The organism is Kribbella sp. NPDC049584, from assembly GCF_040675555.1.
Taxonomy (GTDB): domain Bacteria; phylum Actinomycetota; class Actinomycetes; order Propionibacteriales; family Kribbellaceae; genus Kribbella.
The window spans coordinates 306919-326256 of record NZ_JBFAPF010000002.1 but is presented as its reverse complement, the minus strand read 5'-3'; the positions used below and the strand labels follow the sequence as shown (position 1 = coordinate 326256).

The window sequence follows — 19338 nt, the reverse complement described above, 5'->3', positions numbered from 1 at the left end:
CCCGGTCACCCTGAGATACGACCCCCACCAAGTCCTGACATAGTGTCACCGCTGGTCACCCTGCGAATCCCGACGATCACCGAGGGATGCACACGTTGGGAGTTAGCTGTGAGTGACCGGCCTCAGGGCAGCAGGTCGCGAACGACCGCGTCGGCCAGCAGCCGGCCTCGGTCGGTCAGCACCAGGCGGTCGCCGGTCAGCACCGCGAGGCCGTCCTCGACTACCTGAGCAGCGGCGGCGCGGCCGGGCTCGTCCAGGACCTCTCGCGGTAGGCCGGCCTCCAAGCGCACCTCGAGGAGGACTCGTTCGATGCGGCGGGTTTCCTCGTCGAGGATTTCGCGGGCTTGGGCCGGGCTTTCGTCGGCGTTGAGGCGTTCGGCGTATGCGCTGGGATGCTTCACGTTCCACCAGCGGGTGCCGCCCACGTGGCTGTGGGCGCCAGGGCCGATGCCCCACCAGGTGTCGCCGCGCCAGTAGAGCTCGTTGTGGCGGCAGCGGGCCGCCGTACTGCGGGCCCAGTTGGAGACCTCGTACCAGCGCAGACCTTCGGCGGAGAGCAGCTCGTCGGCCAGGATGTACTTGTCGGCCAGATCGTCGTCGTCCGGCATCGGCAGTTCACCGCGCCGGATCCGCCGCGCGAGCTGCGTCCCGTCCTCGACGATCAACGCGTACGCGCTGACGTGGTCGGGCTGAGCGGACAGCGCCGACTCGAGCGAGGCGCGCCAGTCGTCCAGTGACTCGCCCGGGGTGCCGTAGATCAGATCGAGGTTGACGTGCTCGAAGCCGGCCGCGGTCGCCTCCTTGACCGCCTGCAACGCGCGCCCAGGGGTGTGCTGGCGGTCGAGGATCTTGAGCACATGCGACGACGCACTCTGCATGCCAAAGCTGACCCGATTGAAGCCGACGGCCCGCAGCTCCTCGAGGTACGCGGGGTCGACCGACTCCGGGTTGGCCTCGGTCGTCACCTCCGCGCCGGGAGCCAGCCCGAATTCGTCGCGAACGGCGGCCAGCATCTTCCCGAGATCGGCGGCCGGCAGCAACGTCGGCGTACCGCCCCCGAAGAATACGGTGTCGACCGGACGGTCGAGCTCCCCCAGCACGCGACGAGCCAGTCGCACCTCGCGGACGGCGGTCTCGGCGTACGACGCCTGCGACCCACCGCCACCGAGCTCCTTGGCGGTGTACGTGTTGAAGTCGCAGTAGCCGCACCGCGAGGCACAGAACGGCACATGAAGGTAGAACCCCAACGGCCGGTCCGCGGCTTCGCGCACGGCGGACTCCGGCAACGCCCCGTCCCGGGGCGCAACCTCCCCCTCGGGCACTGTTGACGGCACCCACCTATCCTACGGACCTCTTTTTCTTGATCGGATCTCCGTCGTTCCGTGGTCACACGATGTCCGGAAATGGCTACATTCGGCGTATGGACACCGAGGCTCAGCCTGTCGGACGTCGCACCCGGAACGCGGTCGTGGTCGCGATCATGCTCGGAATGTTGCTCGCGGCCCTCGATCAAACGATCGTCGCAACCGCGCTGCCCACCATCGTCAGTGACCTCGGCGGCGCCAACCACCTGTCCTGGGTCGTCACGTCGTACCTGCTCGCCGAGACGATCATGACCGCGCTGGTCGGCAAGTTCGGCGACCTGTACGGACGCAAGCCGATGTTCCTGATCAGCGTCGTGCTGTTCCTCGCCGGCTCGGCCCTGTGCGGGATGGCCGACTCGATGCTGTGGCTGGTCGGCTCCCGCGCGATCCAGGGCCTCGGCGCCGGCGGGATCATGGTGACCGCGATGGCCGTGATCGCGGACGTCGTACCGCTGAGCGAACGCGGGAAGTACCAGGGCGTGATGGGCTCGGTCTTCGGTGTCTCGACCGTCGCCGGTCCGCTGCTCGGCGGGCTGTTCGTCGACCACCTGAGCTGGCGCTGGGCGTTCTACGTGAACATCCCGCTCGGCATCGTCGTACTGGTCGTTGCCTCGATCACGTTGCCGTCGGTGAAGGCCGCGATCGAGCCGAAGATCGACTATCTCGGCATCCTGTTCATCGGTCTCGCCGCGACCGGGCTGACGCTGGTGACGACCTGGGGCGGCAACGAGTACGACTGGACGTCGCCCGTCATCATCTCGATGGCGATCGGCTCACTGGTTGCCCTCGGCCTCTTTGTCCTGGTCGAGCAACGAGCCGCGGAGCCGTTGCTGCCGTTGCGTTTGTTCCGGTCCGGGGTGTTCACGGTATGCGCGGTGATGAGCTTCATCATCGGGTTCGCGATGCTCGGCGGGGTCACGTACCTACCGACGTACCTGCAGTTCGTGCACGGCGCCTCGGCGACCGAGTCCGGCCTGCAGATGCTGCCTCTGGTCGGCGGTCTGCTGGTTGCGTCGGTCGTAACCGGTCAGACGATCAGCAAGACGGGTCGTTACCGCGTGTTTCCGATCGTCGGCACGATCCTCATCGGGGTCGGGCTGTTCCTGCTGTCCCTGCTCGACAACTCCACGTCGTACGTCGTGACGGCCGGCTACATGGTCGTCCTCGGACTGGGTGTCGGCCTGTGCATGCCGGTCCCGACGGTCGTTGTCCAGAGCACCGTCGACTACGCGGATCTCGGCGTCGCGACGTCCGGGGTGAGCTTCCTGCGCACGATGGGCAGCTCGTTCGGGGTGGCAGTGTTCGGGTCGATCTACTCCCACCAACTGCCGGTTCACCTGGCCGAAGCCGTCCGGGCCACCGGCGCGGATCCCCGCGTGGTGACGACGGTCGACGGCGTGCGCAAGCTCCCTGACTCGATGCGGTCGGCGGTCACAGCGGCGTACGCCGACTCCTTGCACACCGTGTTCCTGTGGGCCGTCCCGGTGGCCGCACTCGGGTTCATCACTGCGCTGCTGCTGAAGGAGGTCCCGCTCCGCGACTCCGCGCGCATGGCCGCTTCCGATGTCGGCGAGAACTTCGCGGCCCCGGCGTCGTTCGACTCCGAGCACGAGCTGCAGAAGCTCGCGGCACTCGTCGTACAACACCACAAGCGCAACCCCGCGCCCGAGGTCCTGGCCGAGTCCGGTATCCCGCTCACCAACGCCCAGGCCTGGATGATCATGCGCGTCTTCCGCGGCGGCGCCGAGAAAGGCTCGGCGACCCTGGCCGAGATCACCGGCGACCTGCGCATGCCACCCGGCGCGCTCGAACCGCTCGCCGACCAACTGGTTGCCGACGGCTACCTTTCCGAGACGCTCGGGCACTACCGCTTCACCCAACTCGGCATGGAGATGTTCCAGCGCTTCGTCGGCGCCTTCCGCATCTGGATGCTCGACCGCCTCACCGACTGGGACCCCGAGAACTCCGAAGCCTTCTCCCACGCCGTGGACCGCATCGCCGAACAAATGATTGATCAGGGCCAATCGCTCACCACGGGCAAACACGCCGCGGCCCTGGCCAGTACTCCGTAGCTTCGCCGGGTGCCTCATGCTTGGGGGATGGCTGATGGGGACGTGGCGGCGGCTCTGGCCGGCAGCTTCCTCGGAGGGCTGCCGGCTGAGCTGATCGAGCGGTTGCTGGCGACGGGTGATCGGATCGATTACCCGGCCGGCAGCACGCTGTATCGCGAGCGGTCCACGCCGCGCGCCGTGCTGGTTGTTCGGGGATTGCTGCGCGTCTACATGTCCTCGCCGGAAGGGCGTCAGGTGACAGTCCGGTACGCGCGGGCTCGCGACGTACTCGGGATCGCCGTACTGGTCGCGGGCCCGGCCGATGTCGGCGTACAGACGCTGGCCGAATGCACGCTCTTCCGGATCGACGCCGGGTTGTTGACGACTGCGGCGCGCTCCGACAGCCGGGTCGGGTGGGTGCTCGCGGAGGAGCTCAGTCGACGGCTGTACGAGAACCTGCAGCAGACCGCGGTCAACGCCTTCGGCACAGTGCGACAGCGGGTGGCCTCTCACCTGCTCGACCTAGCGTCGACTCAGCAGGGTCCCCGCGGCGAGCTCGTCGCGCGGGTGTCCCAGCAGGAACTGGCGGATTCCGTCGGTTCGGTCCGCGAGGTGGTGGCGCGCGTACTGCGCGAGTTCCGGCTGGCCGGGCTGGTTGCCACGTCCGCCGACAAGGTCCACGTCCTCGATCCGACCGGTCTCCACGACCAGACCTGGAACCCGGACGACGCGTGACCTCGGTTACGCCCGCGCACTACAAAAGTCACAGACGCGGCTGCAGCTCTCCCGAAGACTGATGCCCTCGGCCCCGAATCCGTCGGGGCCTGGAGGGAGTTCAGATGTCCACGAAAGCGACCAGATTGCCGGCGCGGACCGGCACCGGTGACCCCGTCAAGGCGGTGTCGGTGATCAGCACCGGTAGCGTCGAGATCCACCCCGAACACGCCTACGGCTCGCGGAAGCCTTTGTACTGGTGGCTGCTCACGTCCCGCCGCTGGCTGCCGCCGCGCCCGATCAACGTGTACGTCATCGAGCACGCGAACGGACTGGTGTTGTTCGACACCGGTCAGGATCGCGCCTCGGTGACCGATCCGTCGTACTTCCCGGGCGGGTTCAACGGGGTCGTGTACGACCGGTTGGCCAAGTTCCACATTGCCGAGCACGAAACACTCGACGCGCAACTGGGCACCCTCGGGTACTCGACCGCCGACGTCGACAAGGCGGTCATCTCGCACCTGCACCAGGACCACATCGGCGGGATCCCCCACCTCGGCGGCAGCGAACTGCTGATCACCCGGGCGGAATGGGACCAGCTGTCCGGATTCTCGCCCGAGGGGCGCGGCTTTCTCCGGTCGCACATCGACGTACCCGGTGCGCGCTGGAAGCACATCGACTTCACCACCGACGTCGACCTGACGCCGTTTCCTCGAGCGTTCGACGTCATGGGCGACGGATCGATCCTGCTGTTCCCCACGCCCGGTCACACGCCGGGGTCGATCTCGATGCTCGTACGCCGGCGCGAGCTGCCGCCACTGCTGATGGTCGGCGACCTGACGTACGAGGCCGGCCTGCTCGAACGCCGCCAGCTTCCCGGAGTCGGCGACCGCGGCGAACTCGCACGGACCACTGACAAGGTCCTGACCCTCGCCGAACACCTGCCGGGCCTCGTCGTCCTCCCCGCCCACGACCCCACCGCGGCCCAGCGCCTCATCGACAGCTCACGGCGCCCGCAATGAAATTCACCAACACGATCCCCATCGAACGTCCGTTGGCCACGGTCTTCGCCTACCTGGCGAACCTCGAGAACCTCCCGCGGTGGAACTACGCGCTGTCCGAAACCCGGCAGCTCACCCCCGGTCCACCCGGAGTGGGCACCCGCTACCTGCAGACCCGGACGATCCCCGTCCACAGCGAGGAATCCCTGGAAATCACCGAGCTAGTCCCTGATCAGAAACTCACCGTCTCCGGCACACTCAGCTCTCTTCCGGCCGTCCTCACTTACACCCTCGAAGCCGTCGAGGGTGGGGTGATCCTCACCAACACGGTCGACCTCCAGCCGTCGGGTCCGTTGAAGCTCCTGGCCCCTATCGCCGTTGGCCGCATCAAGTCGGCGGTCGCCGCAAACCTCGCCGCGTTGAAGCAGCTCCTCGAACAGACTCCGGCTTAAGGCTGCTACTCGTACATCTTGTCGAGTACGTCGGCGTACTCGGTCTCGACGTACTTGCGTTTGAGTTTCAGGCTTGGCGTCATCTCGCCGGACTCGACCGTGAGGTCGCGGTCGAGGATCGTGAACTTCTTGATCGTCTCCCAGCGGTTGAGCGTCGCGTTGAGTTCGTCGACGTAGCCCTGGACCATCGCCTGCGCTGCGTCGGACGTCACGATCTCGGCGTACGGCTTTCCGCCCATGCCGTTCGCCGCGGCCCAGCCCTCGACGGCATCGGGGTCCAGCGTCACCAGCGCCGAGACGAAGTTCCGCTTGTTGCCGTGGACGATGAACTGACTCGCATACGGGCAGATCGTCTTGAAGCGGCCCTCGATCACCTGCGGCGCGACGTACTTCCCGCCCGACGTCTTGAACAGATCCTTCTTCCGGTCGGTGATGAACAGGAACTCGTCCTCGAAATGACCGATGTCCCCGGTGTGGAACCACCCGTCGACGTCCAGCACTTCGGCCGTCTGCGCGGGCTGGTTGTGGTACCCGCTCATCACGCCGTCGCCCTTGATCAGGATCTCCCCGTCCTCGGCGATCTTGAACTGCGTCCCCGGGAACGCCGGCCCGACACTCCCGAGCCGGTACTGCGAGGGCCGGTTCAACGTCGAGCCCGCCGACGTCTCGGACAGCCCGTACCCCTCGAGAATCAGCAACCCGGCCGCGTGGAACCACTCGGCCAGCGTCTTGTCCAGCGCCGCCGAACCCGAGACGAAGAATCGGATTCGTCCACCGAAGCGAGCCCGGATCTTCGACAGCACCAGCCGATCCGCGACCGCGAACTGCGCCGCGAGCACACCGGAGGGCTCTCGTCCCGCCTGCCGCAGAGCGGAGACCTTGGCCCCCACGCCGAACGCCCAGTCGAACATCCGCGCCCGCGCGCCGCCTTCGGACTGGATCATCGTCCGGATCCGCGCATGGGCCTTCTCGAAGATCCGTGGCGCCGCCGCCATGAACGTCGGTTGGACGACGGCCGCGTTGTCGACGATCTTGTCGATCCGTCCGTCCACCGCGGTCGCGAACCCGATCTGGCACTGTACGGCGACCAGCACCTGCCCGAACACGTGCGACAACGGCAACCAGAGGAACTGCAGGTCGTCCGGCGACAGCACCCGCATCCCCTCGACCGCGACGCCTTCGTACGTCCACGCCGAGTGCGGCAACCGCACGCCCTTCGGCCGGCCCGTCGTACCGGAGGTGTAGATCAGGGTGCACAGATCGTCCGGCTTGATCGCCGCGATCCGCTCGTCGACCGCGGACGGGTGCTCAGCGAGATACTCGTCGCCCAGCGCGTCGAGGTCCCCCAGCGAGATGACCCAATCGCCGTCGCTCTCCTCCGGCGTACCGTCGATCAGCACGACCTTGCGCAGCGACGGCGTCTCCGTCCGGCGCTCGCGGAGCTTGTCGACCTGGCCCGCGTCCTCGGCGAACACGAGTTGTACGTCGGCATCGGCCACGATGAAGGCCACGTCGGACGAGATCGTCGTCGGGTAGATCGTGGTGGTCGCGGCAGCCGCGAGTACGGCGGCCAGGTAGCACTCGATCCACTCGATCCGGGTGCTGGAGGCGATCGCGACCCGCTGCTCCGGCTCGACGCCGAGCGCGATCAGCCCGGCCGCGCGCCGGCGGGTCAACGCTTCGGTCTCCCGCCACGTCACCGACGTCCATTGCTCCCCACGCGGGAACCGGAACGCCTCCCGCGAAGGAGTCGCCTCCACGCGCTCCAGGAACATCTGGGCCATCGTGTCCTTGCGGTTGCTCAGGAGAGCGAGCTGGCCGGAATCAGCGACAGGCTTCATAACTGGCCTCCGTTGGGGGTCAAGTGACTGGAGGGTAATCGCAAGCAGCTGGTCCTGACCATGGCACTCGCGCGCCTGCCAGCACGTTCTCCATCACGTTTCCGCAACATACCCTGATCCGTCGCGACCCGCAGACCGTGCGTCACGAGAGAACTCAGCGCTGTGCGAGCAGCTCCGCGATCTGTACGGCGTTGAGGGCGGCGCCCTTGCGGAGGTTGTCGTTCGACACGAACAGGACGAGACCGCGGTTGCCCGGCACGGACTGGTCCTGGCGGATGCGTCCGACGTACGACGGGTCCTGGCCGGCGGCGAGCAGCGGGGTCGGGAGGTCCGTGACGGCCACGCCCGGTGCGGATCCGAGGATCTCAGTGGCGCGCTCCGGGGTGATCGGCTCGGCGAACTCGGCGTGGATGCTGAGGGAGTGGCCGGTGAAGACGGGCACCCGGACGCAGGTGCCGGCGACGGGGAGGTCCGGGATGTGCAGGATCTTGCGGCTCTCGTTGCGGAGCTTCTGCTCCTCGTCGGTCTCACCGGTGCCGTCGGCAACGATCGAGCCGGCGAGCGGGAGCACGTTGAAGGCGATCGGGCCGGCGTACACCTTGGGCTCCGGCAGTGTGATGCCTTCGGTCCCGCGAGCAAGCCTCCCGCCTTCTACGGCGAGGGCGCGGGCCTGGTCCTCGAGTTCGCTGACGCCGACACCACCGGAGCCGGACACGGCCTGGTACGTCGATACCACCAGTCGCGTCAGCCCCGCCGACCGGTGCAGTGGGGCGAGGACCGGCATCGCGGCCATCGTGGTGCAGTTCGGGTTGGCGACGATGCCCTTGGGGATCGTGTCGAGGTCCTCGGGGTTCACCTCGGAGACGACGAGCGGCACGTCGGGATCCATCCGCCACCCGGACGAGTTGTCCACGACGACGGCACCGGCCGCGGCGACCCTCGGCGCGAGCTCCTTCGACGCCGTCTTCCCGTTGGAGAACAGCGCAAGCTCCAGCCCGGAGAAGTCCGCCGTCGCGGAATCCTCGACAGTGATCTCGTTATCACCGAACGGCAGCGTCTTCCCCGCCGATCGCGCCGACGCGAAGAACCGCACCTCGTCCACCGGGAACTTCCGCTCGATGAGCAGCTCCCGCATGACGCTTCCAACCTGGCCCGTGGCTCCGAAAACACCGACTCGCATAACAAAACCCTAGTCCCCCCGCCCGCCGCGCTTGCGCGCATTTCACCATCCGGCGACCTTGAGCACCCACCAACCATTCCGGGGGCGCGAAAGTGGTTGATGGGTGCCCAAGGACGCCGGGCCGGTCAGGCGTCGGCGGCGAGGGTGCCGCCGTTGGCGACGTCGGTCTTTTCGATCTCCTGGAAGACGATGCGAACGGACTCGCGCTTGGCGCCGAGGATGGCGATGGCGGAGTCCGTGACGGCGGCGACGAACTCGCGGCGCTGGTCGAGGGTGCGGCCGGAGAGGAGTTCGACGGTGATGTTCGGCATGGGGTTGTTCTCCTGAGGGTTGGGGTCGGGCCAGTGTTTCAGGACAGGACCGCGGCGGGGCGGGCGGCGGTCTCGTCCGGATCGGTGTTCAGCGAGTCGACCAGGTCGTCGACCTCCGAGCGGTGCTCCGGCAGCAGCACGCCGAGGCCGATGTACACGACCAGGGAAGTTGCCAGCGGCAACGCAACGACCAGGGTCTGGTCGGTGGAGCCGACGCCGTACTTGACGATCGCCCACGCGATCAGGCCGATCGCCCACGACGCCAGCGCGGCACGCGGTCCGCTCCGCCGGAACCACGGCAGCAACCCGAGCATCAGCGGGATCGCGATCGGTCCCATCGTCGCGGCGACCAGGTCGACGACGATCTTGAGTACGACGCCTTCGCCGTTGGTGGCGATCGCGATCAGCATGCTCGCCGTGACGAAGGTGAACGTCACGATCCGCGCCATCTTCAACGTCGCCCCGTCGGTCAGCCGACGGACCTTGGGCACCAGCACCGGCGCGAGATCTCGCGTGATCACCGACGAGATCGCGTTCGCGTCGGAGGCCACCATCGCCATCGTGTGCGAGAAGAAGCCGGCCAGCACGAGCCCGATCAGCCCGCTCGGCAGGAGCAGTTGCGAGAGTTCGACGTACGACTGCTCCGGCTTCCCGGGGTGCACGAGCAGCGGCGCGGCACACATCGGGATGAAGAGCACCAACGGCCAAACCAGCCAGAGCGCCGACGACAGCAGGGCGGACTTCTTCGCCGCGGATCCGGACGGCGCGGCCATGTAACGCTGCGCCAGGTTCCACATGCCGCCGTTGTACTCGAAGGTTTTGATGAACAGGAACGCGATCAGGAAGATCGGCGTGTACGGCCCGTTCAGCGCGTGACCATGCCCGGCCGGCAGCTGGTCCCACATCCTCCACAACGTCGGTACGCCGTCCAGATGCGCGAGCACGCCGATGAACATCGCGATGCCGGCCCCGAACTGGATCACGAACTGCCCGAAGTCGGTGAGTACGTCGGCCCACAGCCCGCCGAGCGTGGCGTACAGCATCGTCACCACGCCCGTCAGCAGGATCCCCCACCGCATCGGCACTCCGGTGAATCCGTTCAGCAGCACGGCGATCGCGACCCACTTCGACGCGATGTCGACGACCTTCAACGCGGCACCGGAGTACGCGAGCGCCTGCTGTGTCGGCAGGTTGTACCGGCGTGCGAGGTACTCCAGAGGCGACACAACCCCGTGTTTGGCGCGGAGACGATTCCAGCGGGCGGCGAACAGGAACGCGCCGATACCGACGCCGACGCCGATCGTCATGGCCCACCACACGTAGACCGTGATGCCGTAGCTGTAGGCAACTGCCGCGAAGGCGACGAACATGACCGCGCTGTAGCCGGACATGTGATGCGAGATGCCGGACAACCACCAGGGAATCCGGCCGCCGGTCGTGAAGTAGTCCACGACGGTCTTGATCTTGGTGCGCGACCAGAGCCCGATCAGCACCATCAACACGAAGTACGCGACCAGGACCGTCCAGTCCAGAGTGGTCATCAGGATCCTCCCAGGGGCGATGGGCGATTGACTGGAAGGTTCCATTGACCAGAACTCAGTGTCAAGACACGGAACCTGGAACATTTCGCGTCCGGGTTCCAACGGTTCAATGATTGACAGAGAGGTTCCGCCATGTAGAACCTAGTTCTGTGAATCTGCAGATCAGGCACGCCACCCATCCCGAGCAGCTGCCCGGTTTCGACACCGCCGCGCTGCGCCGCCACTACTTGGTGGACGACCTCTTCGTCCCGGACGCGATCACCGCGGTGCTCACCCACCACGACCGGATCGTGCTCGCCGGCGCCAGCCCCACGAACGGTCCGCTGACGCTGGAGACCTATCCACAACTGCGGAGCGAGTACTTCCTCGAACGCCGCGAGGCCGGCATCGTCAACGTCGGCGGACCCGGCACAGTCACCGCGGACGGCACGAAGTACGAGCTGACCACCGGCGCCTGCCTGTACGTCGGACGCGGCGTACGCGAGGTCGTCTTCGAGGGGCCCGACGCAGCGTTCTACGTCTTCTCCGCGCCCGCCCACACCGCCTTCCCGACCGCACAGGTCAATCCCGGTGAGGGCAACCGGCTCGAGCTCGGGGATCAGCAGACCGCGAACCGTCGCACGATCGACCAGTACATCCACGCGGACGGCGTCCAGAGCTGCCAGGTCGTGCTCGGCGTGACGACGCTGCACGCGGGCAGCACCTGGAACACGATGCCCGCCCATACACACGACCGCCGTACCGAGTGCTATCTGTACTTCGGTCTCCCCGAGACCGAGCGGATCGTCCACCTCCTCGGCGAACCCGACGAGACCCGGCATGTGCTCGTCGCGGATCGGCAGGCGATCATCTCGCCGAGCTGGTCGATCCACTCCGGCTGCGGCACGTCGTCGTACAGCTTCGTCTGGGCGATGGCCGGCGAGAACCAGGCGTTCGGCGACATGGACGGTGTCGACGTACAGGACCTGCGGTGACGTTCAGCCTCGAGGGGCGTACTGCGCTCGTCACCGGCGCGCGTCGCGGCATCGGCGCCGCCATCGCAGCGGGGTACGCCGCGGCCGGCGCCGAGCTGATCCTGATGGCACGGGACGCGGCGCTCGAGGACACCCTCGAGGCGATCAAGCAGAACGGCGGCGGCGAGGCAACCGTGGTGATCGCCGATTTCGCGGATCCTGCTGCCGTCGAAACGACCGCTGCCGGGCTGGCTCGGGAACGCAGGATCGACATCCTGGTCAACAACGCCGGTACGATCCGGCGCGCGCCGGCGGCCGAGACGTCGACCGCGGACTGGCAGCACGTGATCGACGTGAACCTCAACTCCACCTGGGCAGTCACCCGGCCGATCGGGGCCGCGATGGCCGAACGGAATACCGGGAAGATCATCACGATCGCCTCGCTGCTGAGCTTCCAAGGTGGGATCACGGTTCCGGCCTACGCTGCCAGCAAGCATGCGGTGGCGGGACTGACCCGGGCGCTGGCCAACGAGTGGGGTCCGGCCGGAGTGCAGGTCAACGCGATCGCGCCCGGGTACATCAGTACCGACAACACCACCGAGCTGCGCGCGGACCCGGCCCGCGAGGCCGCGATCCGGCAGCGCATCCCGGCCGGTCGCTGGGGACGGCCGGAGGACGTCGTCGGCGCGGCGGTGTTCCTCGCTTCCCCGGCGGCCGACTACGTCAACGGCCACGTTCTCGCGGTCGACGGCGGCTGGCTGGCCAGATAATTCGTCCGGAGAGGAGTGGCAGGATGAGCGACATGAGTTCGCCCTCGGCCATCGACAAGACGTTGATGGTGCTGGACGCCGTACTGGAGCACTCGCGGTTCACCGACGTCGTGAACGCGACCGGTCTGGCCAAGTCGACCGTGCACCGGATCATGGCGTCGCTGGTCGAGCACGAGTTCGTCACGCAGGCCGACGACGGGTCGTACCACCCAGGCCCGAAGGCGCTCCGACTGGCCGGTCACGCGTTGACGAACGTCGACCTGGCCACCGTCGCTCGCCCGGTCCTCGCGGACCTCGTCGCGCAGACGCGCTGCACGGTGCACGTCGGGCTGCTGAACGGCGACGAGGCGATCTACGTCGCCCGCCTCGACGGCCCGAAGCCGTACCGGATGCCGTCGCGCGTCGGCAAGGCGATCTGGCTGCACTGCACCGGCATCGGCAAGGCGCTCCTCGCGGAGAAGGACGAAGAGGATCTCGACGTCCACATCACCCGGACAGGTCTTCCGGCGCGTACGCCGCTCACGCACACCACCGCGGCCGCGCTCAAGGCGGATCTCGCGCAGGTGCGCGCTCGCGGCTACGCGCTCGACGACGAGGAGAACGAGCCCGGGATCCGTTGTGTGGCCGCCGTCATCCACGACCACACCGGCGCGGCCGTCGCCGCGGTCAGCATCTCCACGTTGTCGTTGGAGCAGTCGATCGCCCAGGTGGCGCTGATGGCCCCGGCCGCGATCGAGGCGGCCCGGAAGATCTCCGCCGCCCTCGGCTACCGCGAGCCGACCAACTGACCCCTACACCGCGACCGGCGGCACGCTCATCCGCGCGCTACCACGCGTTCCGCGGCGTCGCGGAGCTCCTCCATCAGATCGACGCCGGACCTGAGCATTTGCTGCATCTTCAGGGCATCCTGCTCGGCGAACATCAGCGCGATGGTGACCTCGTGGTCCGGGCGGCTGACGATCTCGATCGGGTCGCCGGCGCCGATCGTGCCTTCGCGGAGCACCTTCAAGTAAGCCCCGGGCCGGCCTGCCTGATGGAAGCGCTTGACCCAGTGGGGCTCCTGCATGCGGTGCTGGAAGGTGATGCACGGGATGCGCGGCGCGCGGACCATGACCTCGACCTCGTCACCGATCCGCCACACTTCACCGAGCAGCGCGCCGTTGATGTCGAGCCCTTCGGTGCGCAGGTTCTCGCCGAACAGGCCGGTCGGGATGTCGCGACCGAGTTGGGCGGCCCACCAGTTCGCATCCTCTTCGGCGTACGCATAGAGGGCGAGATCCGGGCCGCCGTGGTTCTGGGTGTCGCAGACGCGGTCGCCGGCCAGGCCGAGCTCACCGACGCGGACCCGGCCGGGCTGCGGCCGCTTGTCGATCGCGGTGAATCCCGTCTCCTTCGGACCCGGGATCAGCTTCTCCACCACATTGACCGTCAGTACGCGCATACCAGCATCCTCCCCGCCCGCCTGCCCGCGAACCACCGGTTATTGCCGCTTGAGCGGGAGTATGGCGATGATCACCAGGGTCGCCGCGGTCGCGGCGGCGCCGATCCACGCGGCCGCGGCGTACCCGGACTCGGTGGGGAAGACGCCCGTCGTGTGGGCGGCGAGGATGAGGCCGCCGAGGGCGCTGCCGGTGGAGAAGCCGACGCTGCGTACGACGGCGTTCACGCTCATCGCGCTCGCGGTCTCGGCTGTCGGCGTCACAGTCAGGATGACGGCGGGCATAGCCGCGGAGAACGCGCCGACGCCGAACCCGAGGATGCCGATGGCAAGGATCGGTTCGATCAGATGTGAGCGGGCGACCGCGAAGAGCACGAACGCCGCCAGGACCACCGCAGTACTTGCTGCCAGCAACCATCGGGCGCCGAGGCGGTCCCGCCAACCGGGGACGAGCCGGCCGGCGACGAAGCCGAGGATCGAGAACGGGACGAGCACCAGACCGGCTTCGAAGGTGTTCAGCCCGAAGCCGTAACCGGCCTCGACCGGGGTCTGCACGTAGCGGGTGATGAGGCTGAAGAGCAGGTACATCCCGACGCCGCCGGTCAGCATCACCAGGTTGGCGGCGGCGACCGCAGGATGACGGAGCAGGCGTACGTCGACCAGCGGCTTCTCGGTGTGAGCTTCGAGGATGGTCCAACCGACGAGGAGCAGTAGCGCAGCCGCGAGGATACCGATCGCCAAGCCCGCGTGATGCCGCCAGAGGCTGGTATCGCCGATGACGAGGAGCAGGGCGGGCAATGCGATCGCCAGCAGGATCGCGCCGCGGACATCGAGCCGTGACGCCGGGCGCTCCGGTGCGTGCGGCAGGGCGAACACCGCGGCGATGAAGGCGGCCGCGGTGATCAGGAGGCCGAGCCCGTACGCCGCGCGGACGCCGGCGAGGTCGGTGAGCAGACCGGACAACGGATAGCCGATGCCGATTCCCGCCGTCGACGCGACCGACAGCAAGGCGATCGTCCGCGCCGCGCGGTGTTCCTCGAGATGGTCCCGCGCAACGGCCATCATCAGCACCACCAGGCCGAGCCCGGATCCCTGCAACGCGCGGCCGACCAACAGGAACGCGAACGGCAACGGCACAACGGTCAGCAGGCTGCCGACGACCACTGCCCCGAGCATCCCGAGTACGACGGTACGCCGCCGCGGGCCGGCCCCGAGCCGACCGAACACCGGCGTCGCGACGGCCCCCGCCAGCAGCGCGATCGTCAACGTCCACTGCGAGGCGGCGAGCGAAACGTCGTACTCCTCGGCCACCGCCGTGATCAGGGGTGCGCCGAGGCTGCCGATCACCGCACCGGCCAGGCCGACGGAAACCAGGAACCCGGCCAGCAGCCCCGGCGCCGGGGCGCGCCTGGTGGCGGTGTTCATCGGTTCGTCTCGGTGGTGATGTGGTTGAAGAGGCCTGGTTTTATTCGGGTTCTGGCTTGGTGGGACCACGGTTCGTCGACCTGCGGCAGGTCGAGGGCGGCGTTGGTGTTGAGAAGCATGCCGAAGGCAAGGAACGACTTGATCGTGACCGGATCCAGTTGCGCGGTGTCGGCAACGGCCTGCCACAGCCGGGCGAAGCTTGCCCGGACGGCGTCGCGCACCTCACCGTCGCCGGCTGCCGCGGCAGCGGTGCCCTGGAGCTGGAGCAGCAGCGTGGTGCGATCGGCGAGCATGTCGTTGTACTCCTGCCCCATCGCCGTCAGCGCCTCGATCCCGGTCGACCCGCCGGCGGCCGCCAGCATCGCCAGCGCCATCCGCCCGAACGCGGCATCCACACACGCCAGGAACAACTGCTTCTTCGTCCCGAACAGCCGGAACACGTACGCCTGCGTGATCCCCGCCCGCCGCGCGATCGTCTCGGTCGACGCGCCGTACAACCCGGCGGTCGCGAACTCCTCCTCGGCAATCCCGAGGATCTGCTCGCGCCGCTCCTGCCCAGTCATCCGCATACCGACGAAGTTAGTAGGTAGTAACTACTAACTTCAACTCCGTTCCCTGACCCGTGGTGAGCGTCACGTCGCAGACAGCTCACCGAATGTAAAGATTTCTGGTCTAGATGACTATTTCTGGCGTTCACGCAACCGAACAGGCGGCCCGGAGCATCTGTCGTATGTACCTCGGGGGAGGTCGACGGAGGGGGCATGAGACAGGTGCACACCACGGGGGAAGCCGAGATCGCCGTGATCGTGCCGTGCTACAACGAGGCAGCAGCGGTGCGCAAGGTGGTCACCGAGCTGCGCGACTCGTTGCCGACGGCGCGGATCTACGTCTACGACAACAACTCGACGGACGGCACCGGGGCGATCGCCGCGGACGCCGGCGCGATCGTGCGACGGGTCACGCGCAAGGGCAAGGGCAACGTGGTCCGGCGCGCGTTCGCGGACGTTGAGGCCGACGTGTACCTGCTGATCGACGGTGACGACACCTACGACGCCGCCCGCGCGGCCGAGCTGGTCCACGTCCTACTGACCGGGCCGTACGACCACGTCGTCGGCGTACGACGCCACTCGACCGTGGCGGCGTACCGCCCGGGGCACACGCTCGGGAACCGGATGCTGACCGGTGCCGTCGGCACGTTGTTCGGCCGCGACATCACCGACATGCTCAGCGGGTACCGCGCCTTCTCCCGGCGCTACGTCAAGTCGTTCCCCGCGTTGTCCCAGGAGTTCGAGATCGAGACCGAGCTGACGATCCACTCGCTGCACCTGCGGGTCCCGGTGGCCGAGGTCGAGGTCGGGTACAAGGAGCGGCCGGAGGGCGGCGAGAGCAAGCTCCGGACGTACCGCGACGGTGTGCGGATCCTGGGCTGGATCCTGCACCTGGCGCGGCTCGAGCGACCGACCTTGTTCCATGGCGCACTCGCCGCGCTGTTCGGTCTGCTGGCGATGGTGCTCGGCCTGCCGGTCGTCCTCGAATACCTCGACACCGGATTGGTGCCACGCTTCCCGACAGCGATCCTGGCGTCGTCGATCGGACTGATCGCGATTCTGCTGGCGGTGCTCGGCTATCTGCTCGACGCGGTCGGCAGGAGCCGGCAGGAGGCGGCCCGGCTCAGCTACCTCAGGCACCCCGCGCCGACGCAGCTCCTCGAGTCTGCGGAGGCCGGTGTCGACGCACGCCGGACGGTGGGATGAGGCGAGGTCCCGGGGCCGGGATCCGGCGACAATGGCCCGTGCTCGCCGCCGCGGTCGCAGCCGGGCTGACGTTCGTGATCAGCGGCGTCATCCGCGGCACCTATCCGTTCGGGGACGGCTCGCGGAGCACCAACGACCTCGGGCAGCAGTTCGTCCCGATGTACGCGCACTACCGCGACATGCTCACCGGCCAGGGCGTCGGGGACCTGTTGTTCAACTGGTCGAGCGGTTTCGGCGTACCGTTCCTGGGCGACTTCATGGCGTACGTCGGCTCGACGCTCTCCTGGATCGTGCTGCTGTTCCCCCGCGACCACATCGACCTCGCGCTGTTCCTGGTCGACGTGTTCGCGATCGGGATCGCGGCCGGTGCGATGACGGCGTACCTACGGCGCCTGCGTCCGGGTCCGGCCTGGATCGCGGTCGTCGCGGGCATCTCCTACGGCGCGTGCGGCTGGGCGATCGACGACGCGGCGTACATGAGCGTCTGGTTGAACGGTCTGATCGCGTTCCCGATCCTCTGCCTGCTGTGCGAGTGGATCCTCAGCCGGCGGTCGGCAGTCTCGCTTCTCGTCTCACCACTCGTGGTCGCGTTGCTCTGGACGTCGCATTTCTACACGGTCTACATGGCAACGATCGGCGCCTCGATCGTCGTAGCGGCGCGGATCCTGGCGTACGACGCAAGCGTGTCGTGGTGGCATCGACTGACCGGCGCGGTCCGCTGCATCGTTGCCGTCGGCCTCGGCATCGGGTTGGCGGCGCCGCTACTGGTGCCGACGTTCCGGATCGTGCAGGCCGCGCGGCCGAGTCCGGATGTCGCGTTCAGGCCGATCGGCGCGATCGACTTCCTGGCCAGGTTGCTGCCCGGCAGCGAGGGTGTCGGGGCCACGCCGGGGCTCGCGGTCGGGACGGTGCTGTTGCTGCTCGCGGTCAGCTTCCCCTTCAACCGGGCGATTCCGGGGCGGGAGCGAATCGTTTGGACGGTGACGGTCGCTCTGACCATGCTCAGCATGCAGGTGGACTTCACCCACGATGTGTGGCACGGGTTCGACACCCCGAACGGCAGCCAGTACCGGCAGGCGTTCGTCGTCGCCGGCCTGCTGGTGATCGTCGGCTGGATGTCCGCCGCGTCCGGGCTCCGTACGGTGCTGCCCGTCGCGGCGCCGGTCGGCGTCGTACTCGTTCTGTACGTGGTGATGTGGAACGTCCGGACCACCACGACGACCACCCGAGTCGTCGTACCGCTGCTGATCGTGATCAGCGTCGCCGCGTGGCTGGCGAGCCGGCGGCCGGATCGGCTCAGGAGCGCCGCGGTGACCCTCCTGGTCGGCGCGGTCATCGCCGAGGTCTCGGTCTCGTCGGCGGCGATCGACGCGCAGCGGAGCAAGATCCTCAGCGCGAAGGCGCCGTGGGGCGAGCAGCACACGGCGATCCGGGGCCTGGTCGAGTCGGTTGCGGACTGGCCGACGCATCGCGCGGCCCCGGGCGCGGACCAGACCGTCAACGATCCGATGCTGATCGGTGGCGAAGGGCCGCAGTACTACTCGAGCACCATTCCGGACCGGGTTTCGCAGCAACTGCTGGACCTGGGATTCGGGTACAGCTCCTACGGGCGGGCGACGATCGACCCGCAGAACCCGGTGATCGACGCCGCGTTCGCGATCCGCCACCGGGTGGTCGTCGGCGACGACGATGTGCCGAAGCTCGAAACCTACGACGCCGCGCCGTTGGTCACCGTGCGGCCGGGGAAACCCTTCACTTCCCGCGATCCGGGGCCGTTCGGGGTCCAGGAGACGGCGTTGGGCGCTGACGTCTACACGATCCCGAAGGTGCTGGGCGAGAAGGACCCGGATGTCAGTGTGTCTGATCGGCGGGGCGGGCTGACGCTCGTACCGACTGCAGGCGCCGCGTTGCCGCTCGAGACGCGGTTGCACGCGACCTGTGCGCCTGGTTCCGAGGTCTGGTTCGCCGCACCGATCTATGTCGGCGACGTACTCGTCGACGGCCGCCACTGGGTAACGAACCTGGACACGAAGGCGAAGAGCCCAGGCATTTACTCCGGCGCGCCGATGCTCCGGGTGGGGACCGCCGGAGCGGACGGCAAGGTCGAGGTGCAGCTGCGGCTTGCGGCGCGCACCAAGCTGCCCTCGTCGCCGATCGGCTGCCTGCACCGGGACCGGCTCGAGGCCGCCGCGGCCCAGTTCGGCGCGAGCAAGGTGTCCGCGGTGACCGTCGGCGGTCACAGCATTCATGTCCGGCTGCACCCGGGCGAGGCCGCGGCGGTCGTGATCGCGGTGGTCCGGATCGACGGCTGGCGGTGCTCGGTGGACGGCAAGGCGAGCCGCAATCCCAGCGCCCGTGGCGGTCTGATCGCGGTCGCGGCACCGGCGGGTGCGTCTGACGTGTCGTGCGCGTACCGGCTTGTCGGGACACGGATGGGGCTGGCCGTCGGCGCGGTCGCGTTGCTCGGGTTGATGCTGGTGGCCGCCGCGTTGCTGGTGCTCCGGCGCCGGGCGGCAACGCGGCAGGGTTAGTGCCTTAGTCCT

The 19338-nt window shown here is 68.0% G+C and carries 17 protein-coding genes; 9 read left to right on the top strand and 8 right to left on the bottom strand.

From position 1 onward, the window contains the following. Window positions 1-122 precede the first annotated feature (122 nt). A complete protein-coding gene (gene hemW / locus AB0J62_RS08310) occupies window positions 123-1334 on the bottom strand; it encodes a radical SAM family heme chaperone HemW (protein WP_363865815.1) in 1212 nt (403 codons plus the stop codon). Between the two features lie 86 nt (window positions 1335-1420). On the opposite strand from hemW, the gene AB0J62_RS08305 reads away from it, so the two are divergent. From AB0J62_RS08305 to AB0J62_RS08290, 4 genes are all read left to right on the top strand, one after another. Continuing rightward, window positions 1421-3436: an MDR family MFS transporter gene (locus AB0J62_RS08305; protein ID WP_363865812.1), complete on the top strand. Its 2016-nt coding sequence runs from the start codon at window positions 1421-1423 to the stop codon at window positions 3434-3436. A 27-nt stretch (window positions 3437-3463) separates the two neighbouring features. Beyond that, on the top strand, window positions 3464-4150 hold the full coding sequence (locus AB0J62_RS08300; RefSeq protein WP_363865809.1) for a Crp/Fnr family transcriptional regulator: 687 nt from the start codon (window positions 3464-3466) through the stop codon (window positions 4148-4150). A 104-nt stretch (window positions 4151-4254) separates the two neighbouring features. Next, on the top strand, window positions 4255-5151 hold the full coding sequence (locus tag AB0J62_RS08295) for an N-acyl homoserine lactonase family protein (protein ID WP_363865806.1): 897 nt from the start codon (window positions 4255-4257) through the stop codon (window positions 5149-5151). Beyond that, on the top strand, window positions 5148-5582 hold the full coding sequence (locus AB0J62_RS08290; protein ID WP_363865803.1) for an SRPBCC family protein: 435 nt from the start codon (window positions 5148-5150) through the stop codon (window positions 5580-5582). Before AB0J62_RS08295 ends, AB0J62_RS08290 begins: the two co-directional genes overlap by 4 nt. 5 nt (window positions 5583-5587) lie before the next feature. Here AB0J62_RS08290 and AB0J62_RS08285 read toward each other — a convergent pair whose 3' ends face one another. The 4 genes from AB0J62_RS08285 to AB0J62_RS08270 form a co-directional block, all read right to left on the bottom strand. Beyond that, the gene (locus AB0J62_RS08285) at window positions 5588-7423 is read right to left on the bottom strand and encodes a long-chain fatty acid--CoA ligase (protein ID WP_363865800.1); all 1836 of its coding nucleotides are present in this window, start codon (window positions 7421-7423) and stop codon (window positions 5588-5590) included. Between the two features lie 154 nt (window positions 7424-7577). After that, window positions 7578-8603: an aspartate-semialdehyde dehydrogenase gene (locus AB0J62_RS08280; protein WP_363865798.1), complete on the bottom strand. Its 1026-nt coding sequence runs from the start codon at window positions 8601-8603 to the stop codon at window positions 7578-7580. A gap of 125 nt (window positions 8604-8728) precedes the next feature. Continuing rightward, complete coding sequence (locus AB0J62_RS08275; protein WP_363865795.1) at window positions 8729-8914, bottom strand: tautomerase family protein; 186 nt, start codon at window positions 8912-8914, stop codon at window positions 8729-8731. A gap of 38 nt (window positions 8915-8952) precedes the next feature. Further along, on the bottom strand, window positions 8953-10455 hold the full coding sequence (locus AB0J62_RS08270) for a sodium:solute symporter family protein (RefSeq protein WP_363865792.1): 1503 nt from the start codon (window positions 10453-10455) through the stop codon (window positions 8953-8955). 149 nt (window positions 10456-10604) lie between these two features. Between AB0J62_RS08270 and kduI the strand changes: the two genes are divergently transcribed. From kduI to AB0J62_RS08255, 3 genes are read left to right on the top strand one after another with little or no spacing between them, the layout of a single operon-like run. Then, a complete protein-coding gene (gene kduI / locus AB0J62_RS08265) occupies window positions 10605-11429 on the top strand; it encodes a 5-dehydro-4-deoxy-D-glucuronate isomerase (RefSeq protein WP_363865789.1) in 825 nt (274 codons plus the stop codon). Beyond that, window positions 11426-12178: an SDR family oxidoreductase gene (locus AB0J62_RS08260; RefSeq protein ID WP_363865786.1), complete on the top strand. Its 753-nt coding sequence runs from the start codon at window positions 11426-11428 to the stop codon at window positions 12176-12178. The genes kduI and AB0J62_RS08260 overlap by 4 nt, the downstream gene beginning before the upstream one ends. A gap of 23 nt (window positions 12179-12201) precedes the next feature. Continuing rightward, complete coding sequence (locus AB0J62_RS08255) at window positions 12202-12966, top strand: IclR family transcriptional regulator (protein WP_363865783.1); 765 nt, start codon at window positions 12202-12204, stop codon at window positions 12964-12966. 26 nt (window positions 12967-12992) lie between these two features. On the opposite strand, the gene AB0J62_RS08250 is transcribed toward AB0J62_RS08255, so the two are convergent. The 3 genes from AB0J62_RS08250 to AB0J62_RS08240 are packed head-to-tail and all read right to left on the bottom strand — an operon-like array spanning window position 12993 to window position 15610. Beyond that, window positions 12993-13619: an MOSC domain-containing protein gene (locus tag AB0J62_RS08250; RefSeq protein ID WP_363865780.1), complete on the bottom strand. Its 627-nt coding sequence runs from the start codon at window positions 13617-13619 to the stop codon at window positions 12993-12995. A 39-nt stretch (window positions 13620-13658) separates the two neighbouring features. Next, window positions 13659-15041 carry an MFS transporter gene (locus AB0J62_RS08245; RefSeq protein ID WP_363865777.1) on the bottom strand — a complete coding sequence of 461 codons (1383 nt, stop codon included), beginning with the start codon at window positions 15039-15041 and terminating at the stop codon, window positions 13659-13661. Then, window positions 15038-15610, bottom strand: coding sequence for a TetR/AcrR family transcriptional regulator (locus tag AB0J62_RS08240; protein ID WP_363865774.1), 573 nt, complete (start codon window positions 15608-15610; stop codon window positions 15038-15040). Before AB0J62_RS08240 ends, AB0J62_RS08245 begins: the two co-directional genes overlap by 4 nt. Before the next feature lie 192 nt (window positions 15611-15802). Here AB0J62_RS08240 and AB0J62_RS08235 point away from each other — a divergent pair, with 192 nt between their 5' ends. Beyond that, window positions 15803-16795, top strand: a complete 993-nt coding sequence (locus AB0J62_RS08235; protein ID WP_363865771.1) for a glycosyltransferase — start codon at window positions 15803-15805, stop codon at window positions 16793-16795. Next, complete coding sequence (locus AB0J62_RS08230; RefSeq protein ID WP_363865768.1) at window positions 16792-19326, top strand: YfhO family protein; 2535 nt, start codon at window positions 16792-16794, stop codon at window positions 19324-19326. The genes AB0J62_RS08235 and AB0J62_RS08230 overlap by 4 nt, the downstream gene beginning before the upstream one ends. The last annotated feature ends 12 nt before the right edge of the window (window positions 19327-19338 follow it).

Coding starts and splice junctions, on each gene's coding strand:
- AB0J62_RS08305 (WP_363865812.1), top strand. CDS start 1,421: ATGGACACCGAGGCTCAGCCTGTCGGACGTCGCACCCGGAACGCGGTC.
- AB0J62_RS08300 (WP_363865809.1), top strand. CDS start 3,464: ATGGCTGATGGGGACGTGGCGGCGGCTCTGGCCGGCAGCTTCCTCGGA.
- AB0J62_RS08295 (WP_363865806.1), top strand. CDS start 4,255: ATGTCCACGAAAGCGACCAGATTGCCGGCGCGGACCGGCACCGGTGAC.
- AB0J62_RS08290 (WP_363865803.1), top strand. CDS start 5,148: ATGAAATTCACCAACACGATCCCCATCGAACGTCCGTTGGCCACGGTC.
- AB0J62_RS08285 (WP_363865800.1), bottom strand. CDS start 7,423: ATGAAGCCTGTCGCTGATTCCGGCCAGCTCGCTCTCCTGAGCAACCGC.
- AB0J62_RS08280 (WP_363865798.1), bottom strand. CDS start 8,603: ATGCGAGTCGGTGTTTTCGGAGCCACGGGCCAGGTTGGAAGCGTCATG.
- AB0J62_RS08275 (WP_363865795.1), bottom strand. CDS start 8,914: ATGCCGAACATCACCGTCGAACTCCTCTCCGGCCGCACCCTCGACCAG.
- AB0J62_RS08270 (WP_363865792.1), bottom strand. CDS start 10,455: ATGACCACTCTGGACTGGACGGTCCTGGTCGCGTACTTCGTGTTGATG.
- AB0J62_RS08255 (WP_363865783.1), top strand. CDS start 12,202: ATGAGCGACATGAGTTCGCCCTCGGCCATCGACAAGACGTTGATGGTG.
- AB0J62_RS08250 (WP_363865780.1), bottom strand. CDS start 13,619: ATGCGCGTACTGACGGTCAATGTGGTGGAGAAGCTGATCCCGGGTCCG.
- AB0J62_RS08245 (WP_363865777.1), bottom strand. CDS start 15,041: ATGAACACCGCCACCAGGCGCGCCCCGGCGCCGGGGCTGCTGGCCGGG.
- AB0J62_RS08240 (WP_363865774.1), bottom strand. CDS start 15,610: ATGCGGATGACTGGGCAGGAGCGGCGCGAGCAGATCCTCGGGATTGCC.
- AB0J62_RS08235 (WP_363865771.1), top strand. CDS start 15,803: ATGAGACAGGTGCACACCACGGGGGAAGCCGAGATCGCCGTGATCGTG.
- AB0J62_RS08230 (WP_363865768.1), top strand. CDS start 16,792: ATGAGGCGAGGTCCCGGGGCCGGGATCCGGCGACAATGGCCCGTGCTC.